The following is a 19,873-nucleotide window of genomic DNA, read 5'->3' as shown; positions in this document are numbered from 1 at the left end:
AGTTATTGATCTAAGCCTATTATTATTCATCTCAATTCCTCGATAATCTTATTTCTAGTTAGATTTGGGGAGGTTAGATTGTATAAATATTTGAAATATATATTACCGATATGCGTACCTTTATTTATTCTGTATTTACCACTGTCGGCTTTTCCCTTTGAAGGTATGACAATTGTTCAGCAGCGTATCGCCGCCATTTTTGTGTTTGCTACATTAAGCTGGATATTAGAGCCTATTCCCATTCATGCCACTTCCGTTGCGATCATTACTTTTGAGTTGTTGTTGGTCTCAGATAAAGCACTCATTCTGTTTCGTGGTGGCGAGAGTTTGCAACAATACGGCGATCCGATAAGTTATGTTGATATTATGGCTACCTTTGCTAGCCCGATTATTATGCTGTTTCTGGGTGGTTTTTTTCTGGCTATTGCGGCAACAAAATATCGCTTAGATGTTAATTTAGCACGTGTTCTACTTAAGCCGTTTGGTCAGCAACCTCGTTTTTTAATGTTAGGGTTGATGCTGATCACCGGGTTGTTTTCAATGTTTATGTCAAATACCGCGACAACTGCCATGATGTTATCTATTTTGGGGCCAGTTATTGCTTTGTTCAGCCCTAAAGATCCTGGTCGAGTAGCCTTTGCATTATGTATTCCACTGGCTGCAAATATTGGTGGTATTGGTACGCCTATTGGCACGCCACCTAACGCAATTGCACTAAAGTATTTACAAGGTGAGAATAGTATTAACTTTGCTGAGTGGATGGCATTTGGTGTGCCTTTTACGATTATATTGATGGCTTTTTCTTGGTACTTAATCAATAAAATATTTCCTGCAAATCAGCGTGAAATAGTGCTTGATATTCAAGGTGAGTTTTTAAAAACACCCAAAGCATTATTAGTTTATGCGGTATTTATTATCACGATTCTATTGTGGTTAATGGGCTCAGTTCATGGCATGAACTCCTATACAGTCGCGATGATACCGGTGACGATATTTTTAATGGCAGGGATTATTACTAAAGATGATTTAAAGAAAATATCATGGGATGTTTTGTGGTTAGTTTCCGGTGGTATTGCATTGGGGTTAGCCTTAGACAAAAGTGGGTTAGCCGCCCTGATAGTGTATAGCATTCCTTTTGATTCTTTCTCTCCTTATGTGGTGCTAGTTGGGGCGGCATTTTTAAGTTTATTGATGGCTAATTTTATGTCTAATACCGCAACGGCAAACTTATTAATGCCGATTATGGCGACGCTCGGAGTATCAATGAGCTCACTGATTCCATTAGGGGGCGAAGTTACTTTATTATTAGTGATTACATTCGCTTCTTCATTGGGAATGTCGCTACCCATTAGTACACCTCCTAATGCTTTAGCGCATGCCACTGGCCATATAAAAACCAAAGATATGGCAAAAGTGGGGGTGATTGTCGGGGTTTCAGGTATTTTATTAAGTTTTATTATGGTTTGGATATTAAACTTAGTTGGGCATATTTAAGGAGTATATATGGATAAGTTACATCTTGTTTGTGTTGACGATGATGCAGAAGTTACCTTTAATTTGTTACAAGCGCTTTCGCCTCTTGCTCAGTTTATGACCTTATCGCAATGTAACTCGGCGGATGAAGCCTTAAAAAAAATGGATGAAATCGATAGGCAAGGCGACTTTCTGGTTTTAATTGTGTCAGGTATAACCCATTGCCAAGGAAGTCAGGTTTCATTTTTGGAAGGTATCGCAGAAGATATTCGATTTGTTCATACTAAAAGAATTTTAATTGCCGGTGATACCGCTAAGGAAGTTTTTATCAATGCAATTAATATCGCCCACGTCAATCGCTTTTATGAATTAGACTGGGACGCAGATACTTTATTGCAGCAAGCACGTGTTTTAGTGACTAAATATATTTTTGCAAAAGGCTTGGACTATGAAAAATACCAAGCTCACCTCGATTACGAAACCATTTTGAAACGAGTGAGAAGGAGTATTTAAGTCATGCTTAGGTAATCATTTTTTGCATCAAAAGTATTAGATTAACCAGTGCCAGCTTTGATAAAGCTAAACACTGATTTTTAATAGCGCTATTTTTATTAAGTGAGACTACTTTTATTTCCTAATATCAATGACAGGTCGATATGTGGGTAATAGCATCATCATATTAACTGTTTTAATAGGTAAATTTACTGTTGGCCAGCACTTTACCTTGGCTATCTTGTAATTCAACTAACCAGTTACCTTGCATATTTTTTTGTACGAGTTTACTTGAGTTGCTTCTCCATCGGTCAGCCCCTACACCAACTCTTACTTTAGCTAACTGCTTGCCATTTAATTTCCAAACATAATATAGCGTTTCATTTCTTAAGTTAATGGCTTCAGAGAATGCCCAGATCGTCGTAATGTTCTTCTTAAATGTGAGAGAGCTGAAGTCACCAGCAGGTTCTTTGCCATTTATATAAGGTGCTAAGCTAAAGCGTTTAATATTATCAGAGAAAATGGTTGTATTAGGCTGGCTAAATAGGCCATTGGAACGAGGTGTTACTTCAGCAGTATCCTTTGTTTGAACTGTTGCTTGGGCCGTTGTTTGAGTCGCTTCAACAATTGGCGTTGTTGACGCTTGATTGCTGGAGTTTGTTCGTGCAGTTGTGGTATTTGTATTGAGAGAATTGGTGTTTTTCGCTTCAGATGAGTTTATCTCGTTGGATGTGATCGTTAGGTCTTTGACTACTGGCTGTGATTTTGGTTGCTCGTCTTCGCCAAAATAATGTTTAAAACTAATAATGATAGTAATCAATATTATTAATATTGCAGCGATTAAGAGGGCGATACGTCCCCAGTAATATTGACGACGCGGTTTTTCTGTTAGTACACCGTTATTTTTGAGAGGCGCGGTGGTCTGTTGATTAAAGCTTACACGGACGGTCATGTTTTTCGAATCTTTCATGTCATATTTCTCACTGCAGTTTGAGAACGATGCTGAGTTACAAAAATAATCCATAAATTAAAGATTATTTATAACTTTATGCTGGTTTGATGATTATTTTACTTATTTATTGTCATTTGACTAGCCTTGAAAGTTCAATAATTGGTTTAATTTTTTAAAATAGATGGCAGGTTTTACAAAAAAGAGAGAAGTCACTTTTTCTAGCATGGAGCGTGCTTCTCTTTATTTATTAGGGGCTATTAAATTAATAAGGGGAGGGAGTTCATCTTTTAAAGAGTGGTGTACGTGAATAAACAGGTGTTTAACGTTTTTTCTCTTCTTTCATTTGCCAGTCTTCAAGTTCAACTAATACCGACAATGCGCCTTGACCACCAAATTCAAGCGGTGCTTGATGAAAAGCAAGGATGTCAGGGTGTTGAGCTAGCCATAAAGGAACTTGCTTTTTTAGGACATGCTTGCCCATTCCATGGATAACACTACAACAATATAACCCTTCTTTTTTACAACAATTAATCAAAGCGGCCAATTCACTCTTTGCTTCTTGTTGAGTTAAACCATGTAAATCTAGAATGATCTCTGGAGCAAAGTCGCCTCGGCGTAACTGTTTCACTAGGTATTTTTGAGCATCACCTCGACAATAACGAACAGGGCCATCTGCAGGTAATAGAGGCTCAAAAGCATCAGAAAAATGGCTCTGTTCAAAGTTCTGTTCACGTTTTTCTTTGATAACAGCTTTATTCTTAATGTTTTTCGGTGGCAAAATTATGGTATCCTGTTGCAATTTTTTGATACCAGCAAATTCTGCGCTAAACAGCGAAAAATCATTGTCATTTTTATTGTCGGCCATGCTTCTTCCTAATCTAGCGTTTTGAGTATGCGGAGTTTACCTTAAGTGGAGAATAAATTGGATACGATTTTTAGTAATGAAGCGGTTGACGAGTTAGTTACCATTCAAGATATGGTACGTTGGGCGGTGACTGAATTTAACCGTGCTGGATTATTTTTCGGCCACGGTACTGATAATGCTTGGGATGAAGCGGTACAGTTAATATTACCTTCTTTGAATATTGAGCTTCAAAGCAATGTCTCTGTTTTACAATCACGTTTAACAAAACGTGAGCGTAGAATGTTAGTGGACCTTATTGTGACGCGTATTGAACAACGTATTCCAGTACCTTATTTAACCAACAGTGCTTGGTTTGCAGGGTTAGAGTTTTATGTTGATGAGCGCACGTTAGTACCTCGCTCTCCAATCGCTGAATTGATTGAAGCTAAATTCCAACCTTGGGTAACGACACCACCAAAACGTATTTTAGATTTATGTACGGGCAGTGGCTGTATTGCTATTGCTTGTGCTTACGAGTTTCCTGAAGCAGAAGTTGATGCAGTTGATTTATCTGAAGAAGCATTAGAAGTGACGGATATTAATATCCAAAATCATGGCCTTTCAGAGCAAGTGTTCCCGATTCAATCTGATTTATTTAGTGGCATAGAAAATGAGAAGTACGACTTAATTGTTTCTAATCCACCTTATGTTGATGCTGAAGATATGGCAAACTTACCAGACGAATATAAACATGAGCCTGAATTAGGTTTAGCGTGTGGTGATGATGGTTTAGATCTTGTGCGTGATATGTTACGCCAAGCTGCAGGTATGCTAACAGATAACGGTGTTTTATTTGTTGAAGTAGGGAACTCTCAAGTTCACTTACAAGCTGCTTACCCAGAGATCCCGTTCCAATGGATTGAATTTTCAATTGGTGGACACGGTGTATTTACTCTGACTAAAGCACAGCTTGAAAACATTAACATCTAGTTATAGCAACATCGTAGTTGTGATGATGCGTATTATTTAACATTTATTAAAGTGAGAAATTAACAATGGCAGGAAGCAGTATTGGTCAAGTGTTTAAAGTGACAACGTTTGGTGAGAGCCATGGTGTAGCGTTAGGTTGCATCATTGATGGTATTCCACCGAACTTAGCAATCACTGAAGAAGATTTGCAACATGATTTAGACCGTCGTCGTCCAGGGCAATCTCGTTATACAACGATGCGCCAAGAAGGTGACCAAGTTAAGATTTTATCTGGCGTATTTGAAGGAAAAACAACGGGTTGTAGCATTGGTTTAATCATTGAAAATACCGATCAACGCTCTAAAGATTATTCAGCTATCAAAGACTTATTTCGTCCTGGTCACGCTGATTACACTTACCATCAAAAGTATGGACACCGCGATTACCGTGGTGGCGGTCGCTCTTCTGCACGTGAAACTGCAATGCGTGTAGCCGCTGGCGCCATTGCTAAAAAATACTTGAAAGAGCAATTTGGTATTGAAATCCGTGGTTACTTAAGCCAAATGGGCGATATCACACCTGATACTATTGATTGGAACGAAGTAGAAAATAACCCTTTCTTCTTCCCTGACACAAGTAAATTAACGGACCTAGAAGATTGCGTGAAAGCGTTAATTAAAGAAGGTAATTCAATTGGTGCTAAGGTAACAGTAGTGGCTTCTGGTGTTCCTGTTGGTTTAGGCGAGCCGGTTTTTGATCGTCTTGATGCTGAATTAGCGCATTCTTTAATGAGCATTAATGCCGTTAAAGGAGTGGAAATTGGTGATGGTTTTGAAGTTGCCAACCAAAAAGGCACTGAGCACCGCGATGAGATGACCCCTGATGGTTTCTTATCAAATCATGCTGGTGGTGTGTTAGGTGGTATTTCAACAGGGCAAGATATTGTTGCTTCTATTGCTTTAAAACCAACGTCTAGTTTAACTATTCCTGGTCGTACTATTACAACCGATGGTGATGCGACGGAAATGATCACCAAAGGGCGTCATGATCCATGTGTAGGGATTCGCGCAGTGCCTATCGCAGAAGCACAAATGGCGATTACTTTATTAGATCATGTATTACGTCATCGTGCACAAAATTTACATGTCACAACTAAAACACCGCATTTGAAATAAATATTTGTATCCAACACCTGAGTTTATGAGTTATAAACTCAGGTTATAATTTATTTATAAATTAGAAAACGCCTATTTGTAAATTCAGAGAGCTTGGATGATGATAGTTGTTATTTTTCTGAAAAATTTTTAAATTCTGTTTAAGAAACTGACTGTTTTTTATTCTGGGTGATGAGTAAATCATTAATGCAAAGTAATACAATCTAGAAATGCGTTGTTATTTATTTTCAAAAAGTACTTTTTGAGTGCTTTTAGTTATTGTAAGTTAAGGTCTGCAGTTATTGATGGTGATGATGCACTTAAGAACAACTCCTGTTCCTAAATATAGTCTATACGTCTATTCTTTAAATACATAAGTCTTGAGTTTCTTTTTCTCAAGTATCAGTTGTTTATATATTTGTACTTATTTACACTTTAAAACATATACTCATTTCAGTGTTAGTTATATGCTCTGAAGTGTAAATTGATATAATAACTGTTTTTATAATGTTTAAATTATAGAGTAATAAAAGGTTCGTTTTAAGTGAAAAAAATAGCTGCACCTTTGGATATGCAAAATGGAGCAAAGTTTAAAACCAATAAATTTGGTTATGTGACAATTGTTGAATATTATAATTGTCATACCGTTATTGTTTGCTTTGAAAATACAGGCAATATTCGTTCTATCAGTGCTGCAAAACTTAGAAGTGGTAATGTACCAGACCGTAACGTCCCTCCCGAATCAGTTTTATTAGGTGAAAAAGTTTATTCTTTAAAGCACGGTTGGTTAACTGTTATAGAAATCCAGTCTGAAAATATAGTCATACTAAACAATGAGCAAAATGAAAAACTGCAAATGTTGCTACCTGCAGTACAAAAAATGAGAAACCAATTAAATAAACTTGATTCAAGTAAGCCTAATAATAGTAAGATGTTATCTTTGAAGGACTTAACAAAGAGAGACAAAGTTGTTAATTCCATCGTGAAAAAAATGCTTTCAGATTACGGAAAATAACTAAATTTAACCTACCTAATAATATTTATTAATTGTTTTTGTCCCAACTTTTATTTTCTATCGTTAGATCCTTAATTTTTATTGATTATCTAATCGCTCCCTTTTCAGTAAACTTGAAATTGTGACAGTGATCGCAAGACTACTTTTGTTTCGCGACTGTTATCACATTTGCCTTCCCTTCATTCAGTTATGATTTTCCTCAAATTAACAACATAGAAATTTTAATTCACCTAATAAAGGGAAAGTAATATGACTAAAATATTAGTGGTATGTGGAAATGGTTTAGGGACATCACTTATGATGGAGATGGCGGTTAAAGATGTAGTCAAAAAAATTAGCTTTGATGCGAATGTTGATCATGAAGATCTATCCTCTGCTCATTCAAGTCAAGCAGATATCTGGGTCGCAGCAACAGATATAGCAGCTCAGTTGGAAGATATGGGCAAAAAAAATATCATCAGTCTTACTAATATTTTTGATAAAGAAGCGATAGAAGAGCAATTAACAAATATCATTAAAGGATAAGGAGGTTAATATGGTTAATTTCTTTGAATTTATGCTTGGCTTATTAAAAGAGCCTGCACTTATGGTCGGCCTTATTGCCTTTATCGGATTAGTCGCTCAAAAAGCAGACCTATCATCGGTATTGAAAGGCACTATCAAAACGGTAATGGGATTTCTAATTTTAGGATTTGGTGCAGGGGCTTTAGTCGGTGCGTTAAATAATTTTGCATTAGTATTCACTGAGGCGTTTGGCGTAAGTGGAGTAATTCCCAATAATGAAGCAATAGTTGCAATTGCTCAGGAAGCCTTTGGTTATGAAATGGCGTTAATTATGTTCTTCGCTTTTGTGGTGAATATACTATTAGCTCGTCTTACTCCTTTAAAATATATATTTTTAACCGGTCATCATACAATGTTTATGTCTATGTTGGTTGCTGTTATTCTATCAACGGCAAATATTACTGGTATTACTTTAGTTGCTTTAGGTTCAGGTATTGTTGGCTCATTAATGGTAATTATGCCAGCAATAGGACAGAAATATACTGAAAAGGTAATGGGGACTGATCAATTAGCAATAGGACATTTTTCAACACTTTCTTATGTTGTTGCTGGTTATATCGGTAGCAAGCTTGGTGATACTTCTAAGTCCACAGAGCATATTAATGTGCCGAAAAGTTTGATGTTTTTACGTGATACTCCTGTTGCAATTGCGGTAACAATGGGAGTCTTTTTCTTATTAGCTTCTATTTTTGCTGGTGGCGCTTTTGTAGAAGAGGTTTCAGGTGGACAAAATTGGGTGGTATTTACTTTTATCCAATCTTTAACCTTTGCGGGCGGTGTTTATATCGTTCTTCAAGGTGTGAAGATGCTCATCGCTGAAATTGTGCCTGCATTTAAGGGGATCTCTGATAAATTAGTTCCAGGTGCAAAACCAGCTTTAGATTGTCCAATGGTTTTCCCAATGGCTCCAAATGCAGTATTAATAGGTTTTATTTCTTCATTTGCTGCGGGTCTTTTGGCAATGGGAATTCAAGGCGCATTTGGTTGGACGATTATTGTTGCTGGGGTAGTTCCACACTTCTTTGTTGGAGGGGCTGCTGGTGTATACGGTAATGCGACTGGTGGTTTACGCGGTGCAATATTAGGGGCATTTACACAAGGTTTATGTATTTCATTTTTACCTATGTTGTTATTGCCTGTACTCGGTGGTTTAGGTTTAGAAGCAACGACCTTTGCTGATTTTGACTTCGGCGTTGTTGGGTTGTTCCTTGGGTGGATGGTACTATGAGTATATTTGACTTAATTGGTACCGATGGTATTGTTATTTGCAAAGAGAATAATTTAACTGTAAACGCAGCATTAGATATCTGTTGTTCTAAACTATTAGTAAATAAAAAAGTAGAGCAGAGGTATGTAGATGCGATTAAGGATTTACACCATAAAATAGGGCCTTATTATGTTTTAGCTCCTAGACTTGCAATGCCACATGCTCGTCCGGAAGATGGTGTCAATCAAGGTGCATTGCAGATTACAGTATTTACACAAGGAGTAGATTTTGAGTCAGAAGATAATGGCGATGTTTATTTGTCCATTACCTTAGCTGCTGAAGACTCTGATAGGCACATTCAAACGATAATGGCCTTATCAAATTTATTCCAATGTGATGATGCTATTGAAAAGATTATCACAGCTGAAAGTGTGGATACTATTATAGAAATACTTAAACAATACTAATTTTAATTAGTTAATGAAAACCATGAAGGTGATAATTATATTTATCACCTTTTTTATATTATAAGTTTTAATACTGTGTCTCTTAATTCGACATAAAATAATTTAAAAAAATAAGCATGAATATGAATTTTCAAGCACTTTATTATTCCTCTCATTTTATATTCTTCTACCATACTTCACTCGCATATTTTATGTTAATCCATTGATTAAAATAAAAAACTCAGTAATTATAAATTCATTATTAGCTAGTTAATTGTCGTGAAACACAACGGCCTACTTGGTCGGGCTTTATGTTGAAAAAATGCCCTATACTAACTAGTTTCCCCTATAAAAAGCATTTCTTTTGAAAGTCGCTGTATAAGAGTGACAAAGCTGTTTTTAATGAAAGGGGATCTACTATTTAATGTCATCATCTTTTACATGATAAAGAGGGCGACGGTAAGCGCTATTACATACAGGTTTTTTATTATCCTGTTACATTTTTTCATTAACCAGATGTGATTTATTCGAGTAAAGTTGAGGTATTATTAGTGAAGGTATTTACAATTTCATTTGTTTTTTCTATCGCCACTTTGTTTATATTAGTGCTCTTAGATAGTAGTTTAGCTAATTTATATTGTGTATGGCCTTTGCATTTATTAGCTACGACTGGCTTTTTAGGTGACAACCTAAATAGTATTTACCATGATTGGTATGAAGTCTCCATGACCGTTTCTTTACTGACACAAACCTTAATAATTTATTTACTCACAGCAAGATTAAGCAAAAAGAAAGTTTAATAGTGGTTTATGAATTATGTAAAGATCACAGGTGAAGTCTATTAGTTTTTAGGTCGTTGGATTAGATTTAGATAGTAGGCTGGGGTAAAGTTGCCTACCTTTAATTAAATATTAGTGACTTAATTATTAAGGTAGGCCGATCTTCGCATTCAGATAATAACTGTATTAGCAGCAATCTGAATCGCGACAACAATCACCACAAACACAACCGTCAGCGCATTTGCAGCTGTCAGTATTACAACAACATTCAGGTGTTTTTTGATCTTCACAACATTTACAATCGCTCATGCTTATTCTCCAATTAGGTTAGGGTTTGGTCAGTGTTACAACACTGCCAATGGTTTTCAAAACAATCTAGTAAATGACAATCAGTTTGGACACTATTACTTGAGCCACAAGTATTTGAAAATAGTTCCAGCGCTTTTAACGTTGACTGCAATTCTGAAATTTGTGTTTTAATTTCTTCAATTTTTGCCAACGATTTCTGTTTCACGACCGATTGTGATTGACTACAACAACTATCGAAAATAAGAAATTCCTTAATCTCGTCTAAGGAAAAGCCAACGCCTTGCAGCTTTTTGACTAAACGTACCACTCTGATGTCTTCATTAGAGTAGTGACGAAATCCATTGGTTTTTGGCGGTTGCTGAATAATATCTTTACGTTGATAAAAACGAATCGTTTCTACGCCAACATTAGCAGCCTTAGCCAGTACACCAATGGTAATAGGTTTGTTCTCACTCATCGATAACTCCCATCCTACACTCTGTACCGTGGTACAGAGTCAAGTAGTGATTTTAAAAAACGAAAAAATTTTGATGCTCAGAGGCTTATCATACAATATTTAATAGTCAGTTCTGATCTTTTTCATGACCTGATTTAATAACGCATAGCCATTCATGATCCACGTTTTATGAGTTACTGCCCAGCATTTTTTTATTGTGACTCATCTGTTTTTGGTGAATTTCGTCTTTAGTTTTATTGATATTTTAATAAGGGTAGCAGTGCGTGAAGCAATTCATCACCCTTCGTTACGATTATTATTTGTACCGCTTGCTTTAGATTAATGCACCATAATAAGTCGTTTTGGTTGATTTTAGTGCAGAGTTTAACCGTTTGGTCAACATGTCTATTCATTTCACGCTTTGATTGTTTATTTGTTGAAAGAATAAATATCAATAAAAGCAATTACATCAGAAAAGTTGATTAGATATTCCTAAAGAATGCTTTTTTTGTATTTATTTTTTATATTTTTTGCATATTTAAAAAAGTTGGTGCGGATCTTGAATTATTGTTTAGGTAATTAAATCGAACAGCAAATAAAGAGCGCTAGCTTAAAAGCTAGGTATCTTGATAAAAATTCGAATGCTAATGAGGCTGTTCTTCAAGATTTATATCGTATTAAACTTTATGTAATAAAAGGGATGTCATAATGAAAGCTTTAATTATAGGTGCAGGAATCGGTGGAATGTCAGCTGCTGCGTCATTAAAACAACAGGGAATTGAGTGTGAGGTATTTGAAGCTGTTAAAGTGATGAAGCCTGTTGGTGCGGCGATATCTGTTTGGTCAAATGGTGTTAAATGTATGAACCATCTTGGTATGGGTTACATTATGGATAAACTAGGTGGGCCAATGCTCAGTATGGCGTACCTAGAAGCGAAGACAGGTACGGTCATGACACAATTTAGCCTATCTCCTTTAATTGATGCCGTCGGTGAACGACCATGCCCAGTATCACGTGCTGATTTACAGTCTATGATGATCGATGACTGGGGAAGAGAAAAAGTACAATTTGGTAAACGTATTGAACGTGTTGAGCAAGATGAAAGCAGCGTGACAGCTTATTTTACTGATGGAACTTCTGCAACAGGCGACTTTATGATTGCTGCTGATGGTGCAAATTCAGCGGTACGTGAAACAGTTATCGGTAAGAAAATTGAACGTCGCTATGCAGGGTATGTGAATTGGAATGGATTAATTGAGGTTGATGAATCAATTGCACCGAAGCAACAATGGACTATTTTTGTTGCCGAAGGTAAACGTGTTTCAGTGATGCCGATTGCTGATAACCGTTTCTACTTTTTCCTTGATGTACCATTACCACTTGGTTTACCAGAAGATCGTGAAACATTACGCAATGATTTAAAAGGTTATTTTGAAGGTTGGGTTGAACCTGTTCAAACGTTAATTGAAAAACTAGATCCAATGACCACAAACCGTATTGAGATTCATGATGTAGAGCCAATTGATACCTTTGTTAAAGGAAGAATAGCTTTACTCGGTGACTCCGCTCATCCAACAACACCTGATATTGGTCAAGGTGGTGGTTCTGCTATGGAAGACTCAGTGGCACTTGGTATGGCTTTTTCTGAAACTAAAGATATTGAAACTGCGCTAGCGGCTTATGAGTCTATGCGTCACGAACGTGCAACAGATCTAGTATTGAAAGCACGTAAACGTTGTGACGTTATTCATGCTAAAGATCCGGCTGCGACAGAAACTTGGTATCAAGAGCTTAAAGAAGAAACAGGTGAAAACATTATTGAAGGCCTAAAACAAACTATTGTAAATGGTCCTTTAGGTTAATCTCTTCTGCTCATTAAGTGATAAGCTTTTATTGCTCAATGCTATGCTCATACTACCTTGTTATATAAAAATGCTAAGGTAGTGTGGGTAGCTTAAATTGATTAATATTTTTCTAGATGCTTATCTAAATTAGCTATCTTGGTTAACTAGTGCATTGAGAAAGTCTTTTACCTCACTTCCTCATCTTGATTGACACACCTAGATTATTTGAGTCATTACCTTTAACCTAAATACTGCTTAAATTTGAGTATCTTTCCTTGCTCTGTAATAGTGATACCATCTTGCTCTAACAAGGTTTTTTGTCGGATAAAGGCATCTCCTTGCAATGATATTTTTCCTTGTGAGTTAACCACTCGAAACCAAGGTAAACGGGTATCTTTGGGTAACTTAGCAAGTATTTTACCTACATGACGTGAATGGGCAGGGTAGCCAGCTTGACTCGCCAGTTGGCCATATGTAATTAAGCTGCCTTTTTCAATATAAGACAAAATAGTATAAATATTTTGAGCAAATTCTTTCATTAAACCACTCTTTTTGTTTCTTTACTGTAGCTAAACTCATTACCCTTCATTGGGTTTTTAGGTATTAACAGAGACAGAGTTAATGAACAGATAGCAAACCCTGCACCACAATAAAACACCCAAGCAGGATTATTTATCCAAACAATACCTAATAAAACCGGAATAACAACTGCGGCGATATGATTAATCGTGAAACTAATACCTGCCGTTGAAGCAATGTCTTCTGGATTGGCTATTTTTTGAAAGTAAGTTTTAATGGCGATTGCTAAGGCAAAGAACAGGTGATCAATAACATATAGTGAGGCAGCTATTGTACTGTTTTCAACTAAAGCGTAGGAGATGAATAATATAGCGAGACCAATATATTCGAATATTAAAACAGAACGCTCTCCAAAGTGGCCTATTAACTTGCCAATTTTAGCGGCGAATAACCAATTGAATACATAGTTAATTAAAAATAGAGCGCTGATCTGGGCAACACTGTAATGGAATTTTTCGACCATTAAAAAACCAGCAAAGACCACAAATATTTGTCGGCGAGCACCACTGAAAAAGGTCAGAGCATAATATAACCAATAACGTTTTTTTAAGATGAATTTCTTGCTTTGTTCCGTTATTGGCGGGAATTGTTTAAAGGCATTGGCTAATACAATGGTTAACACTAAACCCAAACCACCAAACAGCAAATAAGTTATTTGATAGCTGATATGAAATAGGTCCATCAATAACCAGACACTGGCGTATGCTAATAAGGATGCGATTGCTTTTATAGATAAGATACGCCCCATAAAATGCGCCGCTTTTTGTTTTTCTATCCATTGTAAGGTTAATGATTGATTCACTGTTTCAAAATAATGAAACCCGATCGACATTAATACGGTGGTTAAATAAAGGCCAATAACCTGAGGGAAAAAGCCAGTAATGGCCACACCTATTGAGGTTATTGCCAAAGAAACTATCGCTAAACGTTGCTCTTTAATGAACAGTAAAACATAAATAACCGTGAAAGCTAAAAAGCCTGGGACTTCACGTAGACTTTGCAAAATACCAATTTCAACACCTGTAAAAGCCGCTTTTTCTACCACAAAGTTATTGAGTAATACCATCCAAACTGAAAAAACGAGGGGCATAATAAAGGCCATCGTTAGTAATAAATTTTCTGGTTTTTTAAAGAAAGGGGAGGATTTCATCCGCTGTATTATCCTAGTTAAAGCATTAGTTTACGCTTTTTAGCAAAAAGAAACGAGCTAATACAATACGTTAATAGCTGAGTTTTAATTTTCCTTATGGTAATGATAGTTATTTGCATTTATAGTTTAGAATGTTTATTCTCCAAACCCTTTTCTTTTTTTACTTAGCGATCAGTCGTTCTAATGGATTATGATGAAACGATATTTATTTGATAGAAATGATGAGCATTCTAGTTGTGGCGTTGGGTTTATTACTAACAAACACAGTTTGCAAACGCATCAGTTATTAGCTCATGCACACCAAGCATTATGTATGATTCCTCACCGAGGAGGAATGAGTGCGCAGGGAATTGGTGACGGTGCTGGTGTCAATATTGACATCTCTTTAGATTTTTTCCGTAAAGTGACAGGCGATAAAACGTTACAGCAAGGTGGTTTTGGTGTTGCTAACTTTTTTTATCCCGTAGACAAAACACAGCATAAAGTAGCAGATGAAATTATTGAAAATATACTCAATGATTTTCAATTCCCAATTATCATGTGGCGCGAACTGCCCGTTGATTTAAATGCGCTTAATGAAGCCAGCCAAGCGGCACAATTTTCGATTAAGCAATTAATCTTTCATTGTCCCCAGCATATTAATTCACAAACTGAATTTGAAAAGCAAATTCATCAGGCGTTACTAGCCATTGAATATCCTGCTTATACTCAGCCTGAATTATATGGGTTATATCCGATGTCGATGAGCAGTCGCACACAGGTATTAAAAGGACGTTTAAACAGTTGGGAGGTTATTCCTTATTTCAAAGATCTAGTGGATGAAGACCATAAAATACATACATTATTTTTCCACACACGCTTCTCTACTAATACCGCCCCTAACCCCATGTTTGCTCAACCATTTCATCGTATGGCCCATAATGGCGAGTTAAATACCGATAGAAAAAATCGTTTAAGTGAAGATGCGATTGCGCGTTTTAAAAAGAAAAAAGTGATTTTTCCCCAAGGCCAGTCAGATTCCGCGCGTTTAGACCAAACACTGGCTCGTCGTATTTGTGAAGATGACCTTGAGATTGATTTTGCTGCTTTAGCGATGATGCCGCCAGCTTGGGAAAATGATAGTTCATTAACTGAACCAGTACGCCATATGCTCGAATACTTCTCACTTTATGAAGAGAAAAATGATGGTCCGGCTGCGTTTATTTTTGGTGATGGCATCAAAATAGGAGCTCGTCTCGATAGATTGGGTTTACGACCATTAAGAACCGTTGAAACCAATGATTATTTAGCCGTTATGAGTGAAGCGGGTCAGATTGATTTCCCTGCTAATGAAGTGATTCGCCGAGGACGCATTGAAGCAGGCGGGATGGTGGTGTTTGACCATGCCTCAAAACAGGTATCTTATACAAATGACATACTAGCGCGATTATCCAAAGAGAAGCCTTATTCAGCATTATTACAGGAAGCGCGTATCGAATTATCGCAGCTGCCTGAAGTGCCGCTGTCTGACGTGAATTATACCTCTAGCTTGAGTTTAGCCGCACGCCATGTTGCTTATAGCTTAAACCAAGAAAGCTTTAAGTTTATGCTTGACCCAATGATTCAGAGCGGCATGGAAAAAATATCTGCAATGGGATATGGGCTTGCGCCTAATGCCTTAGCAAAAGATGAAGGGGGAATGTCACGTTATTTCAGCCAACGCTTTGCACAGGTGACTAATCCGCCTTTAGATAGTATTCGTGAAGCTGATGGTATGACGCTAAGAGTTACGCTTGGGGCTAAAGCGAATATGGGGGATGAACAACAAGGGAAAGTAAAAACTAAACAGTTAACGCTTGAATCTCCTATTTTACAGCCACAACACCTTCAGCAAATCTTACAACAAGATCGTCTATCAGTTGCCACCATTGATACCTTGTATGAAGCTGATTTAAATAATTCAAAAGCCAATCAAGTGCGTTTGTTAACTCAGCTTGAAGTGATTGCTGATCAAGCAGAAGCATTAGCCAGTAACGGCTGTGAAATTATTGTATTAAGTGACCAAGCGGTATCTCATCAATTGGCTGCGGTACCGGCGATGTTAGTGATTGCATCTGTGAATCAACGTTTGATTAAAAAAGGCTTACGTTTTACAACCAGTTTAATCTTTCAAACCGGACAAATTTCCAGTACCCATGATATCGCCTGTTTATTAGGATTTGGCGCATCTGCTGTTTGTCCTATCTCTGTCTATTACCGTGCTCAAGAGCTTTGTAGCAATTTAAGTGAGATGGAAAAAGGCTTACAAAAATTCCAAAAAGCGATTGAAAAAGCGTTAATGAAAACCATGGGTAAATTTGGTTTATGTACCGTTGAAAGTTATATCGGCGGTGAGTTTTTTGAATCTAACTTTATCGATACCCAAGACTCAGCATTAGCAAAACTATTTCCTAATATTCATTCACCTGTTGGGGGAGCTCGATTTGCTGATTTAGCAGATAGTTCGGCGCATTGGCATAAAAAAGTATTTGATATTCAAAGCCTCGATCAAATCCCTGTATTAGGGTTATTTAAAGAGCGTGCAGAGGGGGCGGGCCATAGTTTTGGTAATACCGCCGTGCGTGAATATATTAATATGACGGAAGAAACTATCAGTTATGTTGATCAACAGGCCGCGGTAGAGCAAGAGCAGTTACTGACCATTCCTGAAGATGCCGGCTATGTTGATTTAGGCTTTGAAGCACGAACACCTGCTCAAATTGATACTTTTAACATTACATCTGCGTACCGACAATTTTCCTTAAGCATGCATGAAGAGCGTGATAAGCGACCCGCTGCATTGCGTGATGTGCTGGCGTTACCTTTGTTACTCGATGACTGTGAAGTAGAGATAGATTTCGTTACTGCGTTTAATAGTGTTTCTTATAAGGGCTCACCGCGTTTTTCTGTAAAAGGGTTAACGGCTGAAGTTAATGAGCAAGGCGAAGCGAGTTTAGCGCTATCCACGCCAAGCCAAGAAAGGCATCAGCAATTATATCAAGCGATTGAAATCTTACACAAAGATCAAGTCACTTTGACTAGCATAGATGCTAAGCAGGTTACTATACATTGTGTAGGTGATGCCTTGTTATGGGTAAACAAAATATTTTCTGCGCCTCAATCTATCAGCTTAGAAGAAGTTCAACCAGCTCATCAAATTACTGCAAGTTTTGCTTCCGGAGCGATGAGTCATGGTGCATTGGTTGCAAAAGCACATGAAGCAGTTGCACAAGGTACTAACATTGCAGGCGCGATGAGTAACTCAGGAGAAGGGGGAGAACACTCTTCTCGTTATAATACGGTAAAAGCCAGTAAAATTAAGCAGTTTGCGTCAGGGCGTTTTGGCGTATGGACTGGTTACCTTGCCGATCCGGCATTACAAGAAATTGAAATAAAAATTGCCCAGGGGGCTAAACCCGGTGAAGGTGGACAGCTGCCTTCTGCAAAAGTGAATGTCGAAATTGCAGCCGCTCGTGGTGGTACACCTGGCGTTGAGCTGGTATCTCCACCGCCACATCATGATACTTATTCCATTGAAGACTTGGGGCAACTGATTCACGACGCTAAAGCAGCACGAGTACGTGTTGTGGTTAAATTAGTATCCAGTGAAGGAATAGGGACAATTGCCGTCGGTGTAGCTAAAGCTGGAGCCGATGTGATTAATGTAGCCGGTAATACAGGTGGTACGGGGGCTGCACAGGTAACCAGCTTAAAAAATACTGGTCGAGCATCTTGTATTGGTATTGCGGAAGTACATCAATCATTAGCAGAAAATGGCTTGCGCGATAAAATTGTATTGCGTTGTTCTGATGCTCATCAAACAGGGCTAGATGTCATTAAGTCTGCCATTTTAGGGGGCGACTCTTTTGAGTTTGGAACCACAGCATTAATGATGCTGAAATGCGTGATGGCAAAAAACTGTAATATTAAATGTCCTGCCGGATTAACAACTAATGCTGAGCTTTATCAGGGTGACCCAAGAGCTCTGGCCCAATACTTCTTAAACGTCGCTCACGAAGTGCGAGAGTTACTGGCTGAATTAGGCTATCAGAGTTTAAACGCGATTCGTGGTAAAACCGAACTTCTATATCTGCTTAATCATACCGCGATGGTCGGGCAATTGGATATGACAGGCATGTTCAAACCTGTTGAAGAAGTCAAAGTGACTTCACCTATCTATTTAGAGGCCAACTTCACCCCTGACGATCGCTTTTTAGAGCAGGCAATAAACGATTTAATCAATGCTTCAGCACCTTCCTTGACTATCGATGGGCCTGCCTTAGATAACTGCAATAAAACAGTGGGCGGTCAGCTGTCTATCGATATTGAGCGTTTGCTTAATTATGATTTAAGTGGCGAACAGATCAAAGCACATCCTGCTATCCAGCAATTATCGAATGGACGTAAGGTGTTAGCGGCTGGCAGTTTAGTAATTAAAACCAGTCATTCTGCTGGACAAAGTTATGCGGCTTTCCTTAACTCTGGTATGACCTTTATCCATGACGGTACCTGTAATGATGGTGTGGGTAAAGGCGCAAGTGGTGGTCGAATTGTGGTCACTAGCCCAGGCGGCGGAGCAAGCGATGTTGCTGGTAATGTTTTAATTGGTAACTTTGCGCTATTTGGGGCAACGGGTGGAGAGCTATTTGTTGAAGGGCAAGCTGGCGACCGTTTTGGTGTGCGAAACTCTGGTGCTGTTGCTGTTGTTGAAGGCGTCGGTGATTTTTGTTGTGAATATATGACCAATGGTGCGATCGTCAACTTAGGCGCTTTTGGCAAAGGCTTTGGTAATGGCATGAGCGGTGGCTGTGCATATCAATATGACATAACAGCTTCTATTTTAACTAAGTGCAGCAAAGATTCAGTCAAAACCATCTGTTTAGCCGAAGAGAGTGAATTAACGACAGGCCATGAGATGGCATTACGTTATCACTTAAAGCAACACTTGTTGGCGACCAAATCGCTTAAAACACAAATGTTGTTAGATAATTGGAAAGAGACTAGACAGCATTTTTATGTGCTAATTCCTTTATCGTTATTTAGCTACCAATGTAGTGAACAGATATTGGCTCATTCAGCGCGTAAAAATATGCTTGAAGAGCTATCCCAATATCATGCAAAACAGCTGATGCTAACCATTAAATCTGCTTATCAGCAAGTAGATCAGCAACACTATTTATTTAATGGAAAACTACCTGATTATGGCGAATTAGATAGCACACTTATTTGTCAGTACATCAATGCAACGGGCACTATTCGTCGTGCATTTGAAGCTGCTCAGAAGTCTGATGCGGTTAGTAAAGGCGAATCTGTTGATCGGGTGACTGAGTATTTATTTGAAAGTGAGGATAGAAAGTTAATTGAAGTACTGGCTAAAGACTGTAAATCAGTTTTAGCAAGTTACGATGACCAAGCGCTTGCTTATTTGCTCGCCGATAAACGTTTAAAAGACTATAAAGAATCTCTCGATAAAAAAGAAGTTTCTGATAGTAACGCGTGGGGCACTAGTGTGTGGATCATCGAACGAAACCGTGTAAATCAAGCTAAGTTAGCTGAGTTACCTATTTTTGAACAGCAACTTGCTGCTCATTATTGTCATATCTTAGCGCTTGCTATTAAAGATACTGCTTAATTTATTGGA

Annotated in this window: 16 protein-coding genes; 11 read left to right on the top strand and 5 right to left on the bottom strand. The window is 37.8% G+C overall.

Going from position 1 to position 19,873, the window contains the following annotated elements; all coding sequences use genetic code 11:
• The first annotated feature begins 78 nt into the window (after positions 1–78).
• Both V6256_RS01620 and V6256_RS01615 read left to right on the top strand, forming a co-directional pair.
• The gene (locus V6256_RS01620; protein WP_341596244.1) at positions 79–1,494 is read left to right on the top strand and encodes an SLC13 family permease; all 1,416 of its coding nucleotides are present in this window, start codon (positions 79–81) and stop codon (positions 1,492–1,494) included.
• Between the two features lie 9 nt (positions 1,495–1,503).
• Complete coding sequence (locus tag V6256_RS01615; RefSeq protein ID WP_341596243.1) at positions 1,504–1,986, top strand: response regulator; 483 nt, start codon at positions 1,504–1,506, stop codon at positions 1,984–1,986.
• Positions 1,987–2,161: 175 nt separating this feature from the next.
• Here the strand turns inward: V6256_RS01615 and V6256_RS01610 are convergent, their stop codons facing one another.
• Together V6256_RS01610 and smrB are read right to left on the bottom strand one after the other, a co-directional pair.
• Positions 2,162–2,935: a DUF2914 domain-containing protein gene (locus V6256_RS01610; protein WP_341596242.1), complete on the bottom strand. Its 774-nt coding sequence runs from the start codon at positions 2,933–2,935 to the stop codon at positions 2,162–2,164.
• Between the two features lie 301 nt (positions 2,936–3,236).
• Positions 3,237–3,782, bottom strand: a complete 546-nt coding sequence (gene smrB, locus V6256_RS01605; RefSeq protein ID WP_341596241.1) for an endonuclease SmrB — start codon at positions 3,780–3,782, stop codon at positions 3,237–3,239.
• Positions 3,783–3,839: 57 nt separating this feature from the next.
• Here smrB and prmB point away from each other — a divergent pair, with 57 nt between their 5' ends.
• The 7 genes from prmB (at position 3,840) to V6256_RS01570 (ending at position 9,916) form a co-directional block, all read left to right on the top strand.
• On the top strand, positions 3,840–4,751 hold the full coding sequence (gene prmB / locus V6256_RS01600; RefSeq protein ID WP_341596240.1) for a 50S ribosomal protein L3 N(5)-glutamine methyltransferase: 912 nt from the start codon (positions 3,840–3,842) through the stop codon (positions 4,749–4,751).
• Between the two features lie 65 nt (positions 4,752–4,816).
• A complete protein-coding gene (gene aroC / locus V6256_RS01595) occupies positions 4,817–5,905 on the top strand; it encodes a chorismate synthase (RefSeq protein ID WP_341596239.1) in 1,089 nt (362 codons plus the stop codon).
• 523 nt (positions 5,906–6,428) lie between these two features.
• Positions 6,429–6,899 (top strand): hypothetical protein, encoded by a 471-nt coding sequence (locus V6256_RS01590; RefSeq protein ID WP_341596238.1) that lies wholly within the window; start codon positions 6,429–6,431, stop codon positions 6,897–6,899.
• 249 nt (positions 6,900–7,148) lie between these two features.
• Positions 7,149–7,424: a PTS sugar transporter subunit IIB gene (locus V6256_RS01585; RefSeq protein ID WP_341596237.1), complete on the top strand. Its 276-nt coding sequence runs from the start codon at positions 7,149–7,151 to the stop codon at positions 7,422–7,424.
• A gap of 10 nt (positions 7,425–7,434) precedes the next feature.
• Positions 7,435–8,691 carry a PTS ascorbate transporter subunit IIC gene (locus tag V6256_RS01580; RefSeq protein ID WP_341596236.1) on the top strand — a complete coding sequence of 419 codons (1,257 nt, stop codon included), beginning with the start codon at positions 7,435–7,437 and terminating at the stop codon, positions 8,689–8,691.
• Positions 8,688–9,137 carry a PTS sugar transporter subunit IIA gene (locus tag V6256_RS01575; protein WP_341596235.1) on the top strand — a complete coding sequence of 150 codons (450 nt, stop codon included), beginning with the start codon at positions 8,688–8,690 and terminating at the stop codon, positions 9,135–9,137. The genes V6256_RS01580 and V6256_RS01575 overlap by 4 nt, the downstream gene beginning before the upstream one ends.
• Positions 9,138–9,667: 530 nt before the next feature.
• Positions 9,668–9,916, top strand: a complete 249-nt coding sequence (locus tag V6256_RS01570) for a hypothetical protein (protein WP_341596234.1) — start codon at positions 9,668–9,670, stop codon at positions 9,914–9,916.
• Positions 9,917–10,217: 301 nt separating this feature from the next.
• Here V6256_RS01570 and V6256_RS01565 read toward each other — a convergent pair whose 3' ends face one another.
• Positions 10,218–10,661, bottom strand: a complete 444-nt coding sequence (locus tag V6256_RS01565; RefSeq protein WP_341596233.1) for a MerR family transcriptional regulator — start codon at positions 10,659–10,661, stop codon at positions 10,218–10,220.
• A 687-nt stretch (positions 10,662–11,348) separates the two neighbouring features.
• On the opposite strand from V6256_RS01565, the gene hpxO reads away from it, so the two are divergent.
• Entirely contained in the window at positions 11,349–12,503 is a 1,155-nt protein-coding gene (gene hpxO, locus V6256_RS01560) for an FAD-dependent urate hydroxylase HpxO (protein ID WP_341596232.1), read from the top strand.
• Between the two features lie 221 nt (positions 12,504–12,724).
• On the opposite strand, the gene V6256_RS01555 is transcribed toward hpxO, so the two are convergent.
• Both V6256_RS01555 and V6256_RS01550 read right to left on the bottom strand, forming a co-directional pair.
• Positions 12,725–13,024, bottom strand: a complete 300-nt coding sequence (locus tag V6256_RS01555) for an MGMT family protein (RefSeq protein ID WP_341596231.1) — start codon at positions 13,022–13,024, stop codon at positions 12,725–12,727.
• Positions 13,024–14,214, bottom strand: a complete 1,191-nt coding sequence (locus V6256_RS01550) for an MFS transporter (RefSeq protein ID WP_341596230.1) — start codon at positions 14,212–14,214, stop codon at positions 13,024–13,026. The genes V6256_RS01555 and V6256_RS01550 overlap by 1 nt, the downstream gene beginning before the upstream one ends.
• 193 nt (positions 14,215–14,407) lie before the next feature.
• On the opposite strand from V6256_RS01550, the gene V6256_RS01545 reads away from it, so the two are divergent.
• The gene (locus V6256_RS01545; protein WP_341596229.1) at positions 14,408–19,864 is read left to right on the top strand and encodes a glutamate synthase-related protein; all 5,457 of its coding nucleotides are present in this window, start codon (positions 14,408–14,410) and stop codon (positions 19,862–19,864) included.
• Positions 19,865–19,873 lie beyond the last annotated feature (9 nt).

The sequence above is a fragment of the Psychromonas aquatilis genome, from assembly GCF_038155185.1.
GTDB classification, from domain to species: Bacteria; Pseudomonadota; Gammaproteobacteria; order Enterobacterales; family Psychromonadaceae; genus Psychromonas; species Psychromonas aquatilis.
Note: the sequence above shows the minus strand (reverse complement) of the source record. Positions and strands in the feature narration are given on the sequence as shown.